Origin of the sequence: Bradyrhizobium sp. BR 10261 (genome assembly GCF_019455395.1) — a bacterium.
GTDB classification, from domain to species: Bacteria; Pseudomonadota; Alphaproteobacteria; order Rhizobiales; family Xanthobacteraceae; genus Bradyrhizobium; species Bradyrhizobium manausense.
In genome coordinates this window covers 139,780-156,321 of the sequence record NZ_JACOFQ010000017.1, presented here as the reverse complement: position 1 = coordinate 156,321, position 16,542 = coordinate 139,780, and the positions used below count along the sequence as shown (strand labels likewise).

Here is a 16,542-nt window from a genome sequence, read left to right as displayed (position 1 = left end):
ATCCAGTACGCCTCGGCTTCCCGGCTAAACAAGAAGCGTCTCTGGAATACTGGATCGCCCGCTCCAGTGCGCAAGTGCGCACAGGGCGGGCGATGACAGCGTCAGATGAGGTACGAGCGCGCCCTAATCCTCGACCCCGTACCGGTGCAGATCGTTGCCGCAGGTGTCGAGCCACTTCTTGGCGCGCTCCATGGACGGGCAGATCTTGCCGCAGACGCGCCAGAACTTCGCCGAGTGGTTCATCTCGACGAGATGGGCCACTTCGTGCGCGGCGAGATAGTCCAGCACATAGGGCGGAGCGAGGATCAGGCGCCAGGAGAATGACAGCGAGCCGGCCGAGGTGCAGGAGCCCCAGCGGCTGGACTGATCGCGGATCGAGAGCCGCTTCACCTTGACGCCGAGCTCGGCGGCATGGATCTCCGCCGAACGCTGCAGATCCTTGCGCGCCTCACGCTTGAGGAAGTCGCTGACGCGGCGATCGACATAGTCGAGGCCGCCGGCAACACAGAGAATGCGTTCACCGCTGTCGCGAATTTCCGCCCAAACCGTGCCGCGGCTGCCTGCGCGATGCACGATGCGATGAGGAACGCCGCGGAGCGGTATCACTGTGCCAGGCTGGAACGGTGCAGCCTTCGGCAGACGACCGAGACGGGCCGCGATCCACGCACCATGACGTTGCGCGAAGTCCTTGGCTTCGGCGAGCGTGCCGCGCGGCGGCATCGTGAGGATGGCTTCACGATCACTCGGATGGATTCGAAGCGTGTAGCGACGCGCTCGGCGGTGCCTGCGCAGCCGAATCGCAAAGAATTGCGATCCATGGGTGATGACGAGGGTCTTCGGTTCGTGGGGCCGCCGATAGAGGAGTGCGCGTGTGGCCATGTCTGTCAGTCCGGGGAGCAGGAGGTCGCCCGGATTCTGCCATAACCGCCGCCAGGGAAAGCGCTCGGCGCAAAAACAAATCATTTGCCCAATATACAGGGGTCTGGCGTCCGGGAGACCCTACAGACTGGGGTTGGAACCCGCTTTTTTCGCCCCCGCTGGACGCATGCGACACCCCCAAGGGGTGAGGGGAGACTCACTCCTAGATCGCTACCTAAATACCTCGATTCTGGCGGGAACCAGGGCCTCCTGGAGCCCCTTGGCAGGCCCTCAGATTCAGCGGGAAAGCCGAAAAACAGCTGTTTCCGTCCTGATCCTGAGGAGCCCGCGCAGCGGGCGTTCTAAGGAGAGTCGCCGGCAAGATACGGGCCTTCATGGTTCGAGACGCGCATTCCGCGCTCCTCACCATGAGGAGCATTATTCGGCCGCAAGCGCCTTCAACGAGCTCGGATTTGCTGCCGAGACCATGAAATCATGGATGCGCGGCATGATTTCCGACTTGAAGCGCGAGCCGTTGAACACGCCGTAATGTCCGACGCCCTTCTGGACGTAATGAACGCGTCGATGATCCGGGATCGAGCTGCACAAGGTGTGTGTCGCTTCGGTCTGGCCGAGACCCGAGATGTCGTCGTTCTCGCCCTCGACCGTCATCAACGCGACGCGCGTCACCTTGGAGGGATCGACGCGCGTTCCACGATGGGTCATCTCGCCCTTCGGCAGCGAGTGCTTCACGAAGACGGTGTCGACCGTTTGCAGGTAATATTCGGCCGAGAGGTCCATCACCGCGAGATATTCGTCATAGAACTCACGATGCTTGTCGACGAGGTCCCCGTCACCCTTCACCAGATGGGCGAAGAGCTGCTTATGGGCATCCATGTGCCGGTCGAGGTTCATGCTGATGAACCCGTTGAGCTGGAGGAAGCCCGGATAGACATCGCGCATCATGCCCGGATGCGGGAACGGCACCTTGGTGATGACGTGGTTGCGGAACCAGCCGATGCCGCGCTCCTGCGCGAGATTGTTCACGGCGGTCGGATTGCGGCGCGTATCGATCGGACCGCCCATCAGCGTCATTGAGGTCGGCACGAAGGGATCGCGCCGCGCTTCCATGATCGAGACCGCGGCCACGACGGGCACGGACGGCTGGCACACCGCTATGACATGGGTGTTGCCACCCAGCACATGCAGCATCTCGATGACGTAGTCGATGTAATCGTCGAGATCGAAGCGACCTTCGCTGAGCGGGACCATGCGCGCATCGGCCCAATCGGTGATGTAGACCTCATGCGCCGGCAGGAAGGCCTCGACCGTGCCGCGCAGCAGCGTTGCGTAATGGCCGGACATCGGTGCCACGATCAGCACGCGCGGCTGCGGGCTGCGCAACGGGCGGGCGAATTTGCGATCGAAGTAAAGCAGGTTGCAGAACGGCTTTTCCCAGACCGAGCGGACCTCGACGGGGACGCGGATGCCGTTGACCTCGGTGTCGTTGAGGCCCCATTCCGGCTTGCCGTAGCGGCGCGTGGTGCGCTCGAACAGTTCGCAGGCCGCGGCGACCGACTTGCCGACTTCGGTGCGCGCCCAGGGATTCAGCGGATTTTGAAACAGCAGCTTGGTTGCGTCCGTGACTGCGCGCGCCGGATTGAGAGAGGCGTGGGCCATCTCGTACATCCAGTACATCGGCGTGGTCAGGACCGGGCTGCCTTCTGCCGCCAGGGGCGGCGCGCCGCCAAACTCACCAATAGGCATATTATAATCCTCTTCGCATCGCAGCATACTGCCGAATGCGCAATATTGCGTCAATGCATGGTTCCGTACATCTACGTGGCCTGAGCAGCCAAATCAGCCTGAATCCACGAGAAAGTGACGTTATTCACCGCCCGAGAGCAGCGAGCCATGCTTTCGGGCGCTGCGCAAAAGGGCAAGGAATGCCCCAAATGAGGCCAGCAGAAGCACCGCATTGATGGCTAACGCGTCCAGCATCAAATCGGTCCGGAAGCTGTTCTCGATCAGCAGCGCGCGCATCCCCTCGAACACGTAAGTCGGTGGCAGCAACCAGGCGATGGTTTGCAGCCAACCCGGCAGCACGCTGACGGGATAATAGATGCAGGCGAGCGGCATGATTCCAAACATCAAGGTCCAGACGATGCTCTCGGCGCCAAGGCCGTTCCGCAGCACCAGACCGGAGACAAAGATGCCGACCGACCAGCTGGTGAAGATCAGATTGCAGAAGAAGGCGATCAGCGGCAGGCCGAGGCTGTAGACGTTGAAATGAAAGAACGCGATCGCGAGCAGCGTCATCGGGATGACGCCGATCGCGAGCCGGATCAGGCTCATGGCCATCAGCGAGAGCAGGAACTCGATCGGCCGCAACGGGCTCATCATGAGGTTGCCGAGGTTGCGGGCCCACATCTCCTCGAGGAAGGAGATGGAAAAGCCGAGCTGGCCGCGGAACAGGATGTCCCAGAGGATGACGGCGCCGATCAGCGTGCCGCCGGCGCGCGCAAAGAAATTGGCGTTCTGGGCGATGTAGAGCTGAAGAAAGCCCCAAGTGATGATCTGCAGCGCCGGCCAGTACAACAGCTCGATCAGCCGCGGCCAGGACGACAGCAGCAGATACCAATAGCGCAGGATCATCGCGCCGATGCGCTGGAGGGAGATGCCGTGGTGGAGGGAAAGCTCGGTCATGGCCGTTCATCAGTCTTGAAAGGACCCGTCATTCCGGGGCGATGCGCAGCATCGAGCCCGGAATCCATCGGCCCGCAGCACACGCGGGAAATGGATTCCGGATTCGCGCTTCGCGCGCCCCGGAATGACGGCTGAGACACAGGAGCTCCCTCATCACACCCCCTCCTTCGCGCCGTTGGCCCGGCCGCGCGCGACGTCCAGAAACACCTCCTCCAGCGTGGTGCGGTTGTAGCGGGCCATGATGGCGTCGGGGGTGTCGTCATCCTCGATGCGGCCCCGCTTCATGATGATGACGCGGTCGCAGAGACGCTCGACCTCGAGCATGTTGTGCGACGCCAGCAGGATGGTGGCGTTGTTGTCCTTGCGGTAGCGCTCCAGATGGCTGCGCACCCAATCGGCCGTATCAGGGTCGAGCGAGGCGGTCGGCTCGTCCAGCAAGAGCAGCTCGGGCTGGTTGATCAGCGCCTTCGCCAGCGCAACACGGGTCTTCTGCCCGGCCGAGAGCTTGCCATTGGCGCGGTCGATGAAATCGGTGAGATCGAGATCGTCGGCCAGTTTTGCGATGCGGTCGGCAAGGTGCCTGACGGCATAGAGCTTGCCGAAGATGGTGAGGTTCTGCCGCACCGTCAGCCGCATCGGCATGTCGACATAGGGGCTTTCGAAATTCATCCGCCCCAGCACCTCGGCGCTCTCCTCCGGCATCCGATGGCCGAGCACACGGACCCGGCCGGAGGTCGGCAGCACCAGCCCCATGATCATCGCGATGGTGGTGGTCTTGCCCGCGCCGTTGCCGCCGAGCAGCCCGGTGATGCTGCCGCGAGGCAGCGAAAAGGAGATGCCATCGACCGCGCGGGTCTGCTTGTAGACCTTGACGAGACGATCGACCTCAATGGCCGCGGACGAAATGCCCTCAGCGACAGTCGGCCAGCTTGAAGCGTTGTCATTCCCGGTCATGCTGCAGGCGTTCTTCCGCCATTGCGCGGTGGAGTGCAAGGCTTGATGTCGGGGACTTCCGCCCTTTGAACCGCAGGGTGATCGCATATGGATTGTACGGAGATTGTCTGCGGGCTTGCTCCGCCTCTCCCGCTTGGCAAGCGGGAGAGGGAGCGCAGCGCCGATGCCGCCGCCTGTTTGTGATCGGACACGTGCACCGCTAGATTGACTTGCAATGACCGAGACCGCCGCTTCCGACTTCCGCCCGTCGCAACGACACATCCGCCTGGACACCATCCTGCGGCTGCGCTGGCTTGCGGTGCTGGGCCAATTGGCTGCAATCTTTATCGTGGCGCAGGGGCTCGAGTTCGATGTCCCGATCGTTCCCTGCGTCGGCATCATCGGCCTGTCGGCCACGCTCAATCTGGCGCTCCAGACCGCCGTCAATCCGATGCGGCGGCTGGAGCCGATCCAGGCGGCCGGACTGCTGGCCCTCAACATCGTGGAACTGGCCGGGCTGTTGTTCTTCACCGGCGGATTGCAGAACCCGTTCTCGTTTCTGTTCCTCGCGCCTGTCCTGATTTCGGCCACCGCCTTGCCGGCACGGCTGACCTTTGGCCTCGGCATCCTGGCCGTCGCCTGCGCCTCGATCCTGTTCTTCTTTCATTTCCCGCTGCCCTGGGACTCCGAAGATCCCGTGGTGCTGCCGCCGATCTATCTTGTCGGCGTCTGGCTTTCGATCGTGCTCGCGATCGGCGTCACCAGCCTCTACTCGTTTCAGGTGACCGAGGAGGCGCGCAAGCTGGCGGACGCGCTCGCCGCGACCGAGCTGGTGCTGACGCGCGAGCAGCATCTGACCCAGCTCGACGGATTGGCCGCGGCCGCCGCGCACGAGCTCGGCACGCCGCTCGCGACCATCTTCCTGATCTCGCGCGAGCTGGAGAAGACGGTGAAAGACCCGGCGTTCGCCGCCGACCTGAAGACCCTGCGCGAACAGACGCAGCGTTGCCGCGACATCCTGGGCAAGATCACCCAGCTCTCCTCCACCGGCGCGCCGTTCGACCGCATGAAGCTGTCCGAGCTGATCGAGGAGGTGGTGGCGCCGCATCGCGATTTCGGCGTCGCCATCAAGGTGCGGATTGCCGTGACCGCAACAGCCGAGCCGGTCGGATCACGCAATCCAGCGGTGCTTTATGGCGTCGGCAACATCATCGAGAACGCCGTCGACTTCGCCAACTCGACGGTGGAAGTGAACGCGTGGTGGAACAACGACACGATCGAGATCGTGATCTCCGACGACGGCCCGGGCATTCCGCCCGATCTCATGAACCGCATCGGTGAACCCTATCTGTCGCGGCGGCGCGCCCAGGATTCCGGCGGCGGCCTCGGACTTGGCGTGTTCATCGCCCGCACCTTGCTTGAACGCACCGGCGCCAAGGTCTCGTTTACCAACAGGACCTTTCCGGAACACGGCGCGGTGGTCCAGATTGCGTGGCCGCGCGATCGTTTTGAGGCTATCGAGAGCCTAGAGGAAACAATAGGATAGGCCGCGACCTTGCGTCGCACATAAGGCCCGATCGACCAATGGCGGCCTTCACACCGCCTGATTGCGACGCCATATGTAGATGTGCAGGAGAGAGGACAAAACCTTGAACGCCATCGCCGAACTGAATGAACAGACCGACCGCTCGCTTCTCATCGTGGAGGACGACAAGCCGTTCCTGGAGCGCCTGTCGCGCGCCATGGAGACACGCGGTTTTGCGGTGACGTCATGTGACACGGTCTCGGATGGTCTTGCGCAAATCGGCAAGTCCGCACCGGCCTTCGCCGTGGTCGATCTCAGGCTCGGCGACGGCAACGGTCTCGACGTCGTCTCCGCGCTGAAGAAGAAGCGGCCCGAAGCCCGCGCCATCGTGCTGACCGGCTACGGCAACATCGCCACTGCCGTCACCGCGGTGAAGATGGGCGCGATCGATTATCTGTCGAAGCCTGCGGACGCCGACGACGTCGTCGCCGCGCTGCTCTCGACCAGCACGGACAAGTCCGAGCTGCCGGCGAACCCGATGTCGGCCGACCGCGTGCGCTGGGAGCACATCCAGCGCATCTACGAGATGTGCAACCGCAACGTCTCGGAAACGGCGCGGCGGCTGAACATGCACCGGCGGACGTTGCAGCGCATTTTGGCCAAGCGCGCGCCAAGGTAACGGTGCCGTAGGGTGGGCAAAGGCGCGTAGCGCCGTGCCCACGGCTTCTCTCCGAAGTTCATCGCTAGGTTTGGTGGGCACGCTATCGCTTTGCCCACCCTACGGCACCGTTGCTCGCGGCACCGCCTACTCCCAGAAATCCGCATGCCCTTGCGGATCGACCAGGCGGTTGATGCGCAACGCCGCCGCCATGCCGAACCGCACGGTCATCTGCTTGCGCGTGGCGGCGGCGATCTTGTGCTCGGGCGCTTCGCAATGCATGTGCGCGCCATAGGCATCGGCGATGATCAGGCCGGTATCTTCAGGAAAGATCTCGCAGGACAGGTCCTGCGTGAAGGCGAAGAACAGCCGGTCGCAATGGGCGCGGTATTCGTGCCATTTCCGATCGGCGCGCAGATCCTCGACCGACGACTTGATCTCGACAATCCAGATCTCGCCGCGCTCGTTCAGCGCCACCAGATCGGCGCGCCGGCCCGACGGCAACGGCAATTCGCTGATGCAGGAAAAGCCGAGCGAGCGCAGCAGCCGCGCCGTGCCGCGCGCGATCGCGATCGCGGTTTCGGACTGCCGGCGGTCGGGTGGCGGAACGAGGGCGATGTTGCGGGCGGGGTGGTCCATGGTAGGGAGAGTAGCCGATTCCAGTAGGTGCGGACACTGGTCGATAGAGGCGAGTTGCGGCCTCATTCTCCACTGTCGTCCCGGCGAAGGCCGGGACCCTTAACCACAGGGAGGAGTTTGGCGAAGACTCGTACCTCGGTATTCCTGTCAACCGCACCGATAGATCACGCGGTATGGGTCCCGGCCTTCGCCGGGACGACAAGAGGCGGAACCTCCCCTTCCTCACGTACTTATCACGCAGCCGCCGCACCCCTCGGCGGGACCACCGAGGCTGCGCGCGCATGATCGACGATCTCTGGTACAAGAACGCCATCATCTATTGCCTCTCCGTCGGCACCTATATGGATGCTGATGGCGACGGCATCGGCGATTTCAAGGGACTGTTACGCCGGCTCGATTATCTGCACGGCCTCGGCATCACCACGATCTGGCTGATGCCGTTCCAGACCTCGCCGGGCCGCGACGACGGCTACGACATCGCCGATTATTACAGCGTCGATCCCCGCTACGGCACGCTCGGCGATTTCGTCGAGTTCGCCCATGGCTGCAAGCAGCGCGGCATCCGCATCATCATCGACCTCGTCGTCAACCACACCTCCGACCAGCATCACTGGTTCAAGGAGGCGCGGCGCGACAGGAATTCACCCTATCGCGACTGGTATGTCTGGTCGGACAAGAAGCCGGCGGGCGCCAACAAGGGCATGGTGTTTCCCGGCGTGCAGAAATCGACCTGGACGCGCGACAAGGAGGCCGGCGCGTATTATTTCCATCGCTTCTACGATTTCCAGCCTGACCTCAACACGTCGAATCCGCACGTGCAGGCGGAGATCCTCAAGATCATGGGCTTCTGGATCCAGCTCGGCGTCTCCGGCTTTCGCATGGACGCCGTGCCCTTCGTGATCGCGACCAAGGGCGCGAAGGCGAGAAAGCCGGTCGAGCAATACGACATGCTGCGCACCTTCCGCGAATTCCTGCAATGGCGCGAGGGCGATGCCATCATCCTCGCCGAGGCCAACGTGCTGCCTGATACCGACATGGACTATTTCGGCAAGGCCGCCGACCGCATGCACATGATGTTCAACTTCCATGTCAACCAGCACCTGTTCTACGCGCTGGCGTCCGGCGACTCGCGTCCGCTGGCGAAGGCGCTGAAGGCCACGAAGCCGCGACCGGCCTCGGCGCAATGGGGCCTGTTCCTGCGCAATCATGACGAGCTGGACCTCGGACGGCTGACCAAGGCGCAGCGCGAGGCGGTGTTCAAGGCCTTCGGCCCCGACAAGGACATGCAGCTCTACGACCGCGGGATCAGACGGCGGCTTGCACCGATGCTCGGCGGCGACCGCAGGCGGCTCGAGCTTGCCTACAGCCTGATGTGCACGCTGCCGGGAACGCCCGTGATCCGTTACGGCGACGAGATCGCGATGGGCGACGATCTCTCTCTGCCCGAACGCCAATGCGCGCGCACACCGATGCAATGGTCGACCGAGCCGCAAGGCGGCTTCACCAAATCCGGCAAGCCGGCATGCCCTGTGATCGATCAGGGCCCTTACGGCTATCCGCATGTCAACGTTGCCAAGCAGCGGCGCGATCCGAATTCGATGCTGAACTGGACCGAACGCATCGTCCGCATGCGCAAGGAGGTCCCCGAGATCGGCTGGGGCGACTTTGCGGTCATCCCGACACGCGATCCCGCCGTGTTCATCATCCGCTACGACTGGCGCAACAATTCCGTGCTGTTCGTGCACAATCTCGACGAGAAGCCGCGCGAGATCGCATTCTCGGCCGGGCTGCCTGACGATGCCGGCGCGCACCTGATCAACCTTCTCGCGGAAGACCACAGCCACGCCGACAAGCGCGGCCAGCACCGCGTCGTGCTGGAGCCCTATGGCTATCGCTGGTACCGGGTCGGCGGGCTGGATTATCTGCTGAAGCGGAGTGAGGTGGATGAGGGGATGCGGGGAAAGAAGCATCCGGGGTAGCTGATTTACACCGCGGCCTCAACGACCGTCATTGCGAGCCAACGGGTCCGCGCGAAGCGCGGCCCGATGACAGGCTCCGCGAAGCAATCCAGACTGCCTCTGCGGAGGGACTCTGGATTGCTTCGTCGCAAGAGCTCCTCGCAATGACGGGGAGAGCCCGTCGGTGATCTCATCCCGCTGTTCCAGAGGAAGCGGCAGCTAGCTCGGCGGCACGACCACCACGCCCTCATTTCCTCGCAGATCCAGCACGCCTTCGAGCTTCTCGCCCTCGCGGTCGAGGAAGGTCGAGATCAATATCTCGCTGCCGAACTTGATCGCGCTCGTCGTTACCGCAATCGGTTCAGGGCCGAGATTGAGCACGATGATGAGTGCCCTGTCCTGGGCCTCGCGGCGATAGATCAGGAGGTCGCCTTGTGCGGCGATCGGGTGGTAGTCGCCGGCGACGAGGGCCGGTGAATTCTTCCGCAATGCGATCAGGCGCTTGTACAGGCTCAGGATCGAGCGCGAATCCGCGTCGAGATTGACGACGTTCTCATGGACGTGATCCTCCGGCAGCGGCAGCCATGGCCTCACGTCCGAGAAGCCGGAGAAGTTTGATGAATCCCACTGCATCGGCGTGCGGCAGCCGTCGCGCCCGACGCCGATGCCGGGAACGTTCTTCTCGAAGGGATCGCGCACGTCCTCCGGCGCGATCGCGAGCTGGTGCATGCCGATCTCGTCGCCGTAATACAGCGTCGGCGTGCCGCGCAGGGTCAGCAGCAGCATGGCGGCGATGCGGGCCTGCTCCGGCCCGACGCGGCTGGCGACACGCGGGCGATCGTGATTGCCGAGCACCCAGTTCGGCCAGGCGCCTGTGGGCAGCGCCTTCTCGTAATCCTCGACGATCTTCTCGATCGAGCGCGCGCTCCAGAAGGTCGAGAGCAGCGCGAAATTGAACGGCATCTGCGCGCCGGTGAGGTCGTTGCCGTAATAGGCCATCAGGCGGTGCAGCGGCAGATAGATTTCGCCGATCAAGACGCGCGCCGAATAGGCATCGGTGACGCGCCGCATCTGCGCGATTACATCATGCACTTCCGGCTGATCGGTAGAATATTGCGTCAGGATTTTTTCGTTCGGCGGCCGGCCCTCGACATAGTGCGGGTTTGGCGGGTTGTCGCGAAACTCGGCATCCTTGATCAGGTGCCAGATCACGTCGACGCGAAAGCCGTCGACGCCTTTCTCGAGCCAGAACCGCATCACGTCGTACATCGCCGCGCGGACGTCAGGGTTGCGCCAGTTGAGGTCCGGCTGCTGGGCGAGAAAAGCGTGGTAGTAATATTGGCCGGTGGCCTCGTCGAGACGCCACGCGCTGCCGCCGAATTCGGACAGCCAGTTGTTCGGGACGCCGCCATCCGGTGCCGGATCGCGCCAGATGTACCAGTCGCGCTTGGGATTGTCGCGCGAAGAGCGGCTCTCGATGAACCAGGGATGCTGGTCGGAGGTGTGGTTCGGGACGAGATCGAGGATCAGCTTCAATCCATTGTCGTGCGCGGCGGCGAGCAGCGCATCGAAATCCGCCATGGTGCCGAACAAGGGATCGATGCCGGTATAGTCGGAGATGTCGTAGCCGAAATCGGCCATCGGCGAGGGGAAGATCGGCGACAGCCAGATCGCATCGACGCCGAGCGATTTGACATAGGGCAGCCGCCGCAGGATGCCGGCGAGATCGCCGACGCCATCACCATCCGAGTCCTGGAAGGAGCGCGGATAGATCTGATAGAAGATGCCGTCGCGCCACCAAATCTCGTCGCCCTGTGCCATCGGAAATCCCACCTGGTCATCTGCTTCGCGCGAGAGAACGCGGCAGCAACGCCTCCGGTTCAAACAGCCACGCCAATTGGGACGACCGTGTGACGGCAGGCGCGGCTGTTCCGCTGGCGACCACGACTATTTTGCTTGGCGGCGCAGCAAAAATCGGCATTGTGAGGACATGACCGAACAAAATGGCACCAAAGCCAAATCTGAAGCGCCGAAGGCCGGCGCGATCATCGTCCCCGTAACGCTGTTCGAGCAGAACTGCACCATCATCTGGGACGAGCCTTCCAAGAAGGCCGTGGTGATCGATCCCGGCGGGGACGTGCCGAAGATCCTGGACGCGATCAAGCAAACCGGCGTGACCGTGGAGAAGATCTGGCTGACCCACGGCCATATCGACCATGTCGGCGGCGCGGCGGACTTGCGCGATGCGCTGAAGGTGCCGATCGAGGGCCCGCATGTCGCGGACAAATTCCTGCTCGACAACGTGGTCGAGAGCGGCGCGCGCTTCGGCATGACCGGCGTGCGCAATTTCGCGCCGGACCGCTGGCTCGACGAGGGCGACAGCGTCTCGATCGGCGCCTTGAGCTTCGACATCCTGCACTGCCCCGGACATTCGCCGGGCAGCGTGGTGTTCTTCAACGGGGATTTGCGCTTTGCCCATGTCGGCGACGTCTTGTTCGCCGGCTCGGTCGGCCGCACCGACCTTCCCGGCGGCAGTCACGCCACGCTGATCAACTCGATCCTGACGAAGCTGCTGCCGCTCGGCGATGATGTCGGCTTCATCTGCGGCCACGGCGCCGGCTCGAGCATCGGCCAGGAGCGGATGACCAATCCGTTCATTACCGGCGAGATGTGAGGGCGCGACGCGCTACTTCATCAATCCCGCCGCCGTCAGCGCGCGGGTGATGATCTGGCCGAGATCGAAGCGGCTGGCCTGCTCGCGCTTCGGCGCGGCCTTCTCCTCGGCGACCTTCACACGGATCGTGCGGGCAAGATGCGGCGCCGGCGGGCGCACGGGAACTGCCTTTGCCGGAGCGACCGGCTTCGCCTCGACCTTCCTCTTTGCCTCCTGGATCCAGCCGGTGAGGCCGAAGAACTTTGCGATGTGGTAGGACGAGGAGATGCCGGCCTCGATCAGGAAGGCGCCTTCGAGGCCGTAGCGCTGGTCGTTGTCGGCAAGGCCGAGCGGCGTGCCGTGGGCCATGCCGGTGATGGTGTAGGACTCCACCAGCGTCTCGCCGTCCCCGTTCCACCAGGCCTGGCGCGGATAGCCGTCGACATTGGTCTCGGCCATCGGCGTCAGCGGCAGGTCGTGCAGATCGAGCCACTGCTTGACGATTTCGTTGGCATTGCCGGGATTGACGGTGCGGTCGGCGCTGCCGTGCCACACCGACACTTTCGGCCAGGGCCCGCGATGGTCGGTGGCCCGCCGCACGAAGTCGCCGAGCTCGCGCTCAGGCCGCGCAGGCGAATGAAACATGCCGTCCAGCGCTTCGCGCAAGTTCGAGGCGATGCCGTAAGGCAGTCCTGCGATGATCGCGCCGGCCGCGAACACTTCCGGATAGGTCGCGAGCATCACCGAGGTCATGGCGCCGCCGGCGGAAAGGCCGGTGATGTAAATGCGCCTGGGATCGATGCGATGCGTCTGCACCATATGCGCGATCATCTCGCGGATCGACTTCGCTTCGCCAGAGTCGCGCGCGGTGTCATCAGGATTGAACCAGTTGAAGCAGGTGTTGCCGTTGTTGATGCGCTGCTGCTCGGGCATGACAAGCGCAAAGCCGTAGTGACGCGCGAGGGTCGACCAGCCCGCACCGAGGTCGTAAGCCGCGGCCGTCTGGCCGCAGCCGTGCAGCACGACGACCAGCGCGCGCGGCTTCTGCAGTTGCGCCGGCACAAACGCGAACATGCGCAAGGCGCCGGGATTGTCGCCGAAGCCGGTGATCTCCTGCAACGGACTGGACGAATCGGCGCTTGCGCCGAAGTCGGGCAGGCGCAGACCATCCATCCTTGGCAGACGTCTCAATAGATCGACATTTCTGGCTAGCGACACGGCAAATTCCTGGTGGGCGGCTTTCAACGTTTACCCGACCAGATAGTTGCTGCAGTGCGAAATGAAAAGCCCGTGTGCTGTCCACCCCGCAGGAATCGCGCGGATTCCCGCAGATTTCCGTACGTATTAACCGCAATGCCTCAACTTCGTGCAGATGCGCGGCGCATCCACGTCAGGAATGCGGCTGACATCATGATTAATGTCACAAACAGCGCGAGCGAGACGAGAAATCCTGCGCGCGCTGATTGCAACGATTCGATTGCGAAGAACACCGCGCCGATCGCGGCCACTCCGGCCGCATTTCCGATCTGCGCTGTCGTGCCGTACATGCCCGACGCTGAGCCTGCCGCGACAGGCTTGACGGTCGAGAGCACCGCGCCCGAGAGCGGCGCCATCACCAGGCCCTGGCCGTAGCCGAAGACGAGCATGATGAGTGCGAGCGCGACCGGTGTTGGCGCATCGAGCATGCCGGCGACAAGCGCGAGCACGGCGAGGCCTGCAATCTGCAACGCGCAGCCTTCGATCAAAACCCTGGTGCCGCGATGCCTTGCCCGCGCGCCGCTGTGGCGCGAGGCGACGACGAAAGCCAACGCGAGCGGAACAAAGGTAAGGCCGGCCGCGAGCGGCGCGATCTTCAGGCCGCGCTGCATGAACAGCGTCACGACAAGATAGAACGAGAGATTGGCCGCGAAGAAAAAGAGGGCAGCACCAAGCCCGCGCAGGAACGCGGCATCCGCCAGCAGCGTCAGATCGATCAGCGGCATGCCGCCGGCACGCGCGACGACGTGCTCGAGCTTGACCAATGCGAACAGGATCGCGCCGCCGCTCCCCATTACCGCCCACAGCCACGGCGCCCAGCCGACATCGTGGCCGAACAGCAGCGGCCCGATCAGGCACAGCAACCCCGCGAACAGCACGATGCTGCCCGCGATGTCGAGCCTGGTGCCCGCTCGGCGCGGCACTGTCGGCATGATTCGCCACGCAGCCGCCGCGATCACGAGGCCGAAAGGAACGTTGACGAAGAACACCGAACGCCAGCCGGTATGGGCCAGGTCGAGCGTGAGCAGCAGGCCGCCGAGCAAGAAGCCGGCAGCGCCCGCGAGCCCGAGCACGATGCCATAGATGCCGAAGGCGCGGCTGCGCGACTCGTCGGTGAAGAGCAGATGCAAGGTCGCCAGCACCTGCGGCACCATCAACGCTGCGGTGGCGCCCTGTGCCAGCCGGGCGATGATCAGCTCCATGCCCGAATGCGCCAAACCGCACCACAGCGAGGTCACGGTGAAGCCGAGCACACCGGCGAGGAAGAGAGTCTTGGTGCCGTGGATGTCGCCGAGCCGGCCGCCGGTGACGACCAGCGTGGCATAGGCGATCAGATAGATCGCAATGACGGATTCGATCTGCGCCGGGCTCGCGTGCAGGTCGGCCGCGATGGTGGGAATGGCGACGTTGACGATGAAGGCGTCGACGCCGAACATGAACTGCGCGGCGACGACGATCGCCAGCACCCACCAGCGGCGGGTCGAATCGATGGGCTTTGTGACGGTTTGGTGCATTTTCGCGCGAACCTTCCGCGATTTATTTGCGCGCAAAGCTCGCATATCGCCGTCATCGGCGCGATTACCTCGGAGGTAGGGCTGGCCGCCCTTTGGCCCGATTGCTGCATGTCGGTTCCCGCTGAGATTGCAAGGCCTTGAAGGCAAGTCGGTTTGGAAGCGAATCCGATGTACGATTACGACATGGTGGTGATCGGCTCGGGCCCGTCGGGGCGCCGGGCCGCGGTGCAATGCGCCAAGCTCGGCAAGGCCGTGCTGGTGGTGGAGAAGGGCCGGCGGGTCGGCGGCGTCTCCGTTCACACCGGCACGATCCCCTCGAAGACGCTGCGCGAGACGGTGCTGAATCTCTCCGGCTGGCGCGAGCGCGGCTTCTATGGCCGCTCCTACCGGGTGAAGCAGGACATCGCGGCGAGCGATCTGATGACCCGCTTGCAGAAGACACTCGACCACGAGGTCGAGGTGCTCGAGCATCAGTTCAGCCGCAACCTGGTCCGCACCGCCAATGGCGAAGCACGGCTGGTCTCGCCGCACGAGGTCGAGATCACCAGCGCCATCGGCGAGACCAAGATCGTGTCGGCCGCCTTCATTCTGATCGCCTGCGGCACCCGGCCGTTCCGGCCCGACGACGTGCCATTCGACGGCCATTCCGTGCTCGACAGCGACGAGATCATCGAGCTGCCAAAGCTGCCGCGCAGCCTCGCCGTGATCGGCGCCGGCGTGATCGGCGTCGAATACGCCACCATCTTCAGCGCGCTCGACGTGCCCGTGACCCTGATCGAACCGCGGCCGACCTTCCTCGATTTCATCGACAAGGAATTGATCGACGAGTTCATGCACGAGCTGCGCGACCGCAACATCGCACTGCGGCTCGGCTCCAAGGTGACGTCGATCGAGAAGAATGCGCAGGGCAGCATCGTCACGCATCTGTCGGACGGGCGGCACGTCAGCACCGAGATGCTGCTGTTCGCGGCGGGCCGTGTCGGCGCCACCGACCGGCTCAACCTGGAGGCTGCCGGCATCGCCGTCGACCATCGCGGCCGCATCAAGGTCGACCCTGTCACCTTGCAGACCAGCGTGCCGCATATCTATGCGGCCGGCGACGTGATCGGCTTTCCGAGCCTCGCCTCGACCTCGATGGAGCAGGGCCGCGTCGCCGCCTGCCACGCGCTCGGCATGGAGCCCTTGGCGCCGCCGGAATTCTTTCCCTACGGCATCTATTCGGTACCGGAGATCTCAACCGCGGGCCTGACGGAAGAAGAGGTGCGCACGCGCGGCATTCCCTACGAGGTCGGCATTGCCCGCTTCCGCGAGACCTCGCGCGGGCACATCATGGGGCTGAACAGCGGCATGATGAAGATGATCTTCTCCACCAAGACCCGCCGCCTGCTCGGCGTGCACATCCTCGGCGAAGGCGCCACCGAGCTGATCCATATCGGCCAGGCCGTGCTGAACCTGAAGGGCACGATCGACTATTTCATCCAGAACACGTTCAACTATCCGACGCTGGCGGAAGCGTACAAGATCGCCGGCCTCGATGCGTGGAACAGGATGACGCGGTGATCTTTCTTCACCTCGCCCCGCTTGCGGGGAGAGGTCGGAATTCAAACTGCGTTTGAATTCCGGGTGAGGGAGACTCTCCGCGGGGCGAATGCCCCCTAGACGACGCTTTCTAACCACGTCATTGCGAGGAGCGAAGCGACGTAGCAATCCAGAACCTTTCCGCGGAGGGATTCTGGATCGCTTCGCTCGCAATGGCGGTGTGGGGTATCTCGAGATTCCAACGACCGCCCTCCCCGCGGAGGCTCCTTGCGCTGCGCTCCATCCGGGCTACCGCAGCTTAC

At 63.8% G+C, this 16,542-nt stretch carries 13 protein-coding genes; 5 read left to right on the top strand and 8 right to left on the bottom strand.

The annotated features are described in order from the left end of the window. Positions 1 to 123: 123 nt before the first annotated feature. The 4 genes from HYH07_RS21070 to HYH07_RS21055 form a co-directional block, all read right to left on the bottom strand. On the bottom strand, positions 124 to 963 hold the full coding sequence (locus tag HYH07_RS21070; RefSeq protein WP_220004289.1) for a M48 family metallopeptidase: 840 nt from the start codon (positions 961 to 963) through the stop codon (positions 124 to 126). Positions 964 to 1,296: 333 nt separating this feature from the next. Continuing rightward, positions 1,297 to 2,625, bottom strand: a complete 1,329-nt coding sequence (locus tag HYH07_RS21065; RefSeq protein WP_220004288.1) for a polyhydroxyalkanoate depolymerase — start codon at positions 2,623 to 2,625, stop codon at positions 1,297 to 1,299. Positions 2,626 to 2,745: 120 nt separating this feature from the next. Then, entirely contained in the window at positions 2,746 to 3,564 is an 819-nt protein-coding gene (locus HYH07_RS21060) for an ABC transporter permease (RefSeq protein ID WP_220004287.1), read from the bottom strand. A 153-nt stretch (positions 3,565 to 3,717) separates the two neighbouring features. Then, positions 3,718 to 4,518 carry an ABC transporter ATP-binding protein gene (locus tag HYH07_RS21055; RefSeq protein ID WP_220004286.1) on the bottom strand — a complete coding sequence of 267 codons (801 nt, stop codon included), beginning with the start codon at positions 4,516 to 4,518 and terminating at the stop codon, positions 3,718 to 3,720. Positions 4,519 to 4,732: 214 nt separating this feature from the next. On the opposite strand from HYH07_RS21055, the gene HYH07_RS21050 reads away from it, so the two are divergent. Together HYH07_RS21050 and HYH07_RS21045 are read left to right on the top strand one after the other, a co-directional pair. Then, entirely contained in the window at positions 4,733 to 6,043 is a 1,311-nt protein-coding gene (locus HYH07_RS21050; RefSeq protein WP_220004285.1) for an ActS/PrrB/RegB family redox-sensitive histidine kinase, read from the top strand. Between the two features lie 103 nt (positions 6,044 to 6,146). Then, positions 6,147 to 6,701: an ActR/PrrA/RegA family redox response regulator transcription factor gene (locus HYH07_RS21045; RefSeq protein ID WP_027531452.1), complete on the top strand. Its 555-nt coding sequence runs from the start codon at positions 6,147 to 6,149 to the stop codon at positions 6,699 to 6,701. Positions 6,702 to 6,827: 126 nt separating this feature from the next. Here HYH07_RS21045 and HYH07_RS21040 read toward each other — a convergent pair whose 3' ends face one another. Further along, positions 6,828 to 7,319, bottom strand: coding sequence for an MmcB family DNA repair protein (locus HYH07_RS21040; protein ID WP_220004284.1), 492 nt, complete (start codon positions 7,317 to 7,319; stop codon positions 6,828 to 6,830). 281 nt (positions 7,320 to 7,600) lie between these two features. On the opposite strand from HYH07_RS21040, the gene HYH07_RS21035 reads away from it, so the two are divergent. Further along, positions 7,601 to 9,298 carry an alpha-amylase family protein gene (locus HYH07_RS21035; RefSeq protein ID WP_220004283.1) on the top strand — a complete coding sequence of 566 codons (1,698 nt, stop codon included), beginning with the start codon at positions 7,601 to 7,603 and terminating at the stop codon, positions 9,296 to 9,298. 198 nt (positions 9,299 to 9,496) lie between these two features. On the opposite strand, the gene HYH07_RS21030 is transcribed toward HYH07_RS21035, so the two are convergent. Continuing rightward, on the bottom strand, positions 9,497 to 11,098 hold the full coding sequence (locus HYH07_RS21030) for an alpha-amylase family glycosyl hydrolase (RefSeq protein WP_220004282.1): 1,602 nt from the start codon (positions 11,096 to 11,098) through the stop codon (positions 9,497 to 9,499). Between the two features lie 169 nt (positions 11,099 to 11,267). Here HYH07_RS21030 and HYH07_RS21025 point away from each other — a divergent pair, with 169 nt between their 5' ends. After that, positions 11,268 to 11,951 carry an MBL fold metallo-hydrolase gene (locus HYH07_RS21025; RefSeq protein WP_220004281.1) on the top strand — a complete coding sequence of 228 codons (684 nt, stop codon included), beginning with the start codon at positions 11,268 to 11,270 and terminating at the stop codon, positions 11,949 to 11,951. 12 nt (positions 11,952 to 11,963) lie between these two features. Here the strand turns inward: HYH07_RS21025 and HYH07_RS21020 are convergent, their stop codons facing one another. Beyond that, positions 11,964 to 13,148: a PHB depolymerase family esterase gene (locus HYH07_RS21020; protein WP_220004280.1), complete on the bottom strand. Its 1,185-nt coding sequence runs from the start codon at positions 13,146 to 13,148 to the stop codon at positions 11,964 to 11,966. Between the two features lie 140 nt (positions 13,149 to 13,288). Beyond that, the gene (locus HYH07_RS21015; RefSeq protein ID WP_220004279.1) at positions 13,289 to 14,701 is read right to left on the bottom strand and encodes an MFS transporter; all 1,413 of its coding nucleotides are present in this window, start codon (positions 14,699 to 14,701) and stop codon (positions 13,289 to 13,291) included. A gap of 168 nt (positions 14,702 to 14,869) precedes the next feature. Here HYH07_RS21015 and sthA point away from each other — a divergent pair, with 168 nt between their 5' ends. After that, positions 14,870 to 16,261: a Si-specific NAD(P)(+) transhydrogenase gene (sthA, locus tag HYH07_RS21010; protein WP_220004278.1), complete on the top strand. Its 1,392-nt coding sequence runs from the start codon at positions 14,870 to 14,872 to the stop codon at positions 16,259 to 16,261. The last annotated feature ends 281 nt before the right edge of the window (positions 16,262 to 16,542 follow it).

What these genes read in the sequence shown, in the direction of transcription:
- HYH07_RS21070 (WP_220004289.1), bottom strand. Translation starts at nt 963, where the DNA reads ATGATTTGTTTTTGCGCCGAGCGCTTTCCCTGGCGGCGGTTATGGCAG.
- HYH07_RS21065 (WP_220004288.1), bottom strand. Translation starts at nt 2,625, where the DNA reads ATGCCTATTGGTGAGTTTGGCGGCGCGCCGCCCCTGGCGGCAGAAGGC.
- HYH07_RS21060 (WP_220004287.1), bottom strand. Translation starts at nt 3,564, where the DNA reads ATGACCGAGCTTTCCCTCCACCACGGCATCTCCCTCCAGCGCATCGGC.
- HYH07_RS21055 (WP_220004286.1), bottom strand. Translation starts at nt 4,518, where the DNA reads ATGACCGGGAATGACAACGCTTCAAGCTGGCCGACTGTCGCTGAGGGC.
- HYH07_RS21050 (WP_220004285.1), top strand. Translation starts at nt 4,733, where the DNA reads ATGACCGAGACCGCCGCTTCCGACTTCCGCCCGTCGCAACGACACATC.
- HYH07_RS21040 (WP_220004284.1), bottom strand. Translation starts at nt 7,319, where the DNA reads ATGGACCACCCCGCCCGCAACATCGCCCTCGTTCCGCCACCCGACCGC.
- HYH07_RS21035 (WP_220004283.1), top strand. Translation starts at nt 7,601, where the DNA reads ATGATCGACGATCTCTGGTACAAGAACGCCATCATCTATTGCCTCTCC.
- HYH07_RS21030 (WP_220004282.1), bottom strand. Translation starts at nt 11,098, where the DNA reads ATGGCACAGGGCGACGAGATTTGGTGGCGCGACGGCATCTTCTATCAG.
- HYH07_RS21025 (WP_220004281.1), top strand. Translation starts at nt 11,268, where the DNA reads ATGACCGAACAAAATGGCACCAAAGCCAAATCTGAAGCGCCGAAGGCC.
- HYH07_RS21015 (WP_220004279.1), bottom strand. Translation starts at nt 14,701, where the DNA reads ATGCACCAAACCGTCACAAAGCCCATCGATTCGACCCGCCGCTGGTGG.
- sthA (WP_220004278.1), top strand. Translation starts at nt 14,870, where the DNA reads ATGTACGATTACGACATGGTGGTGATCGGCTCGGGCCCGTCGGGGCGC.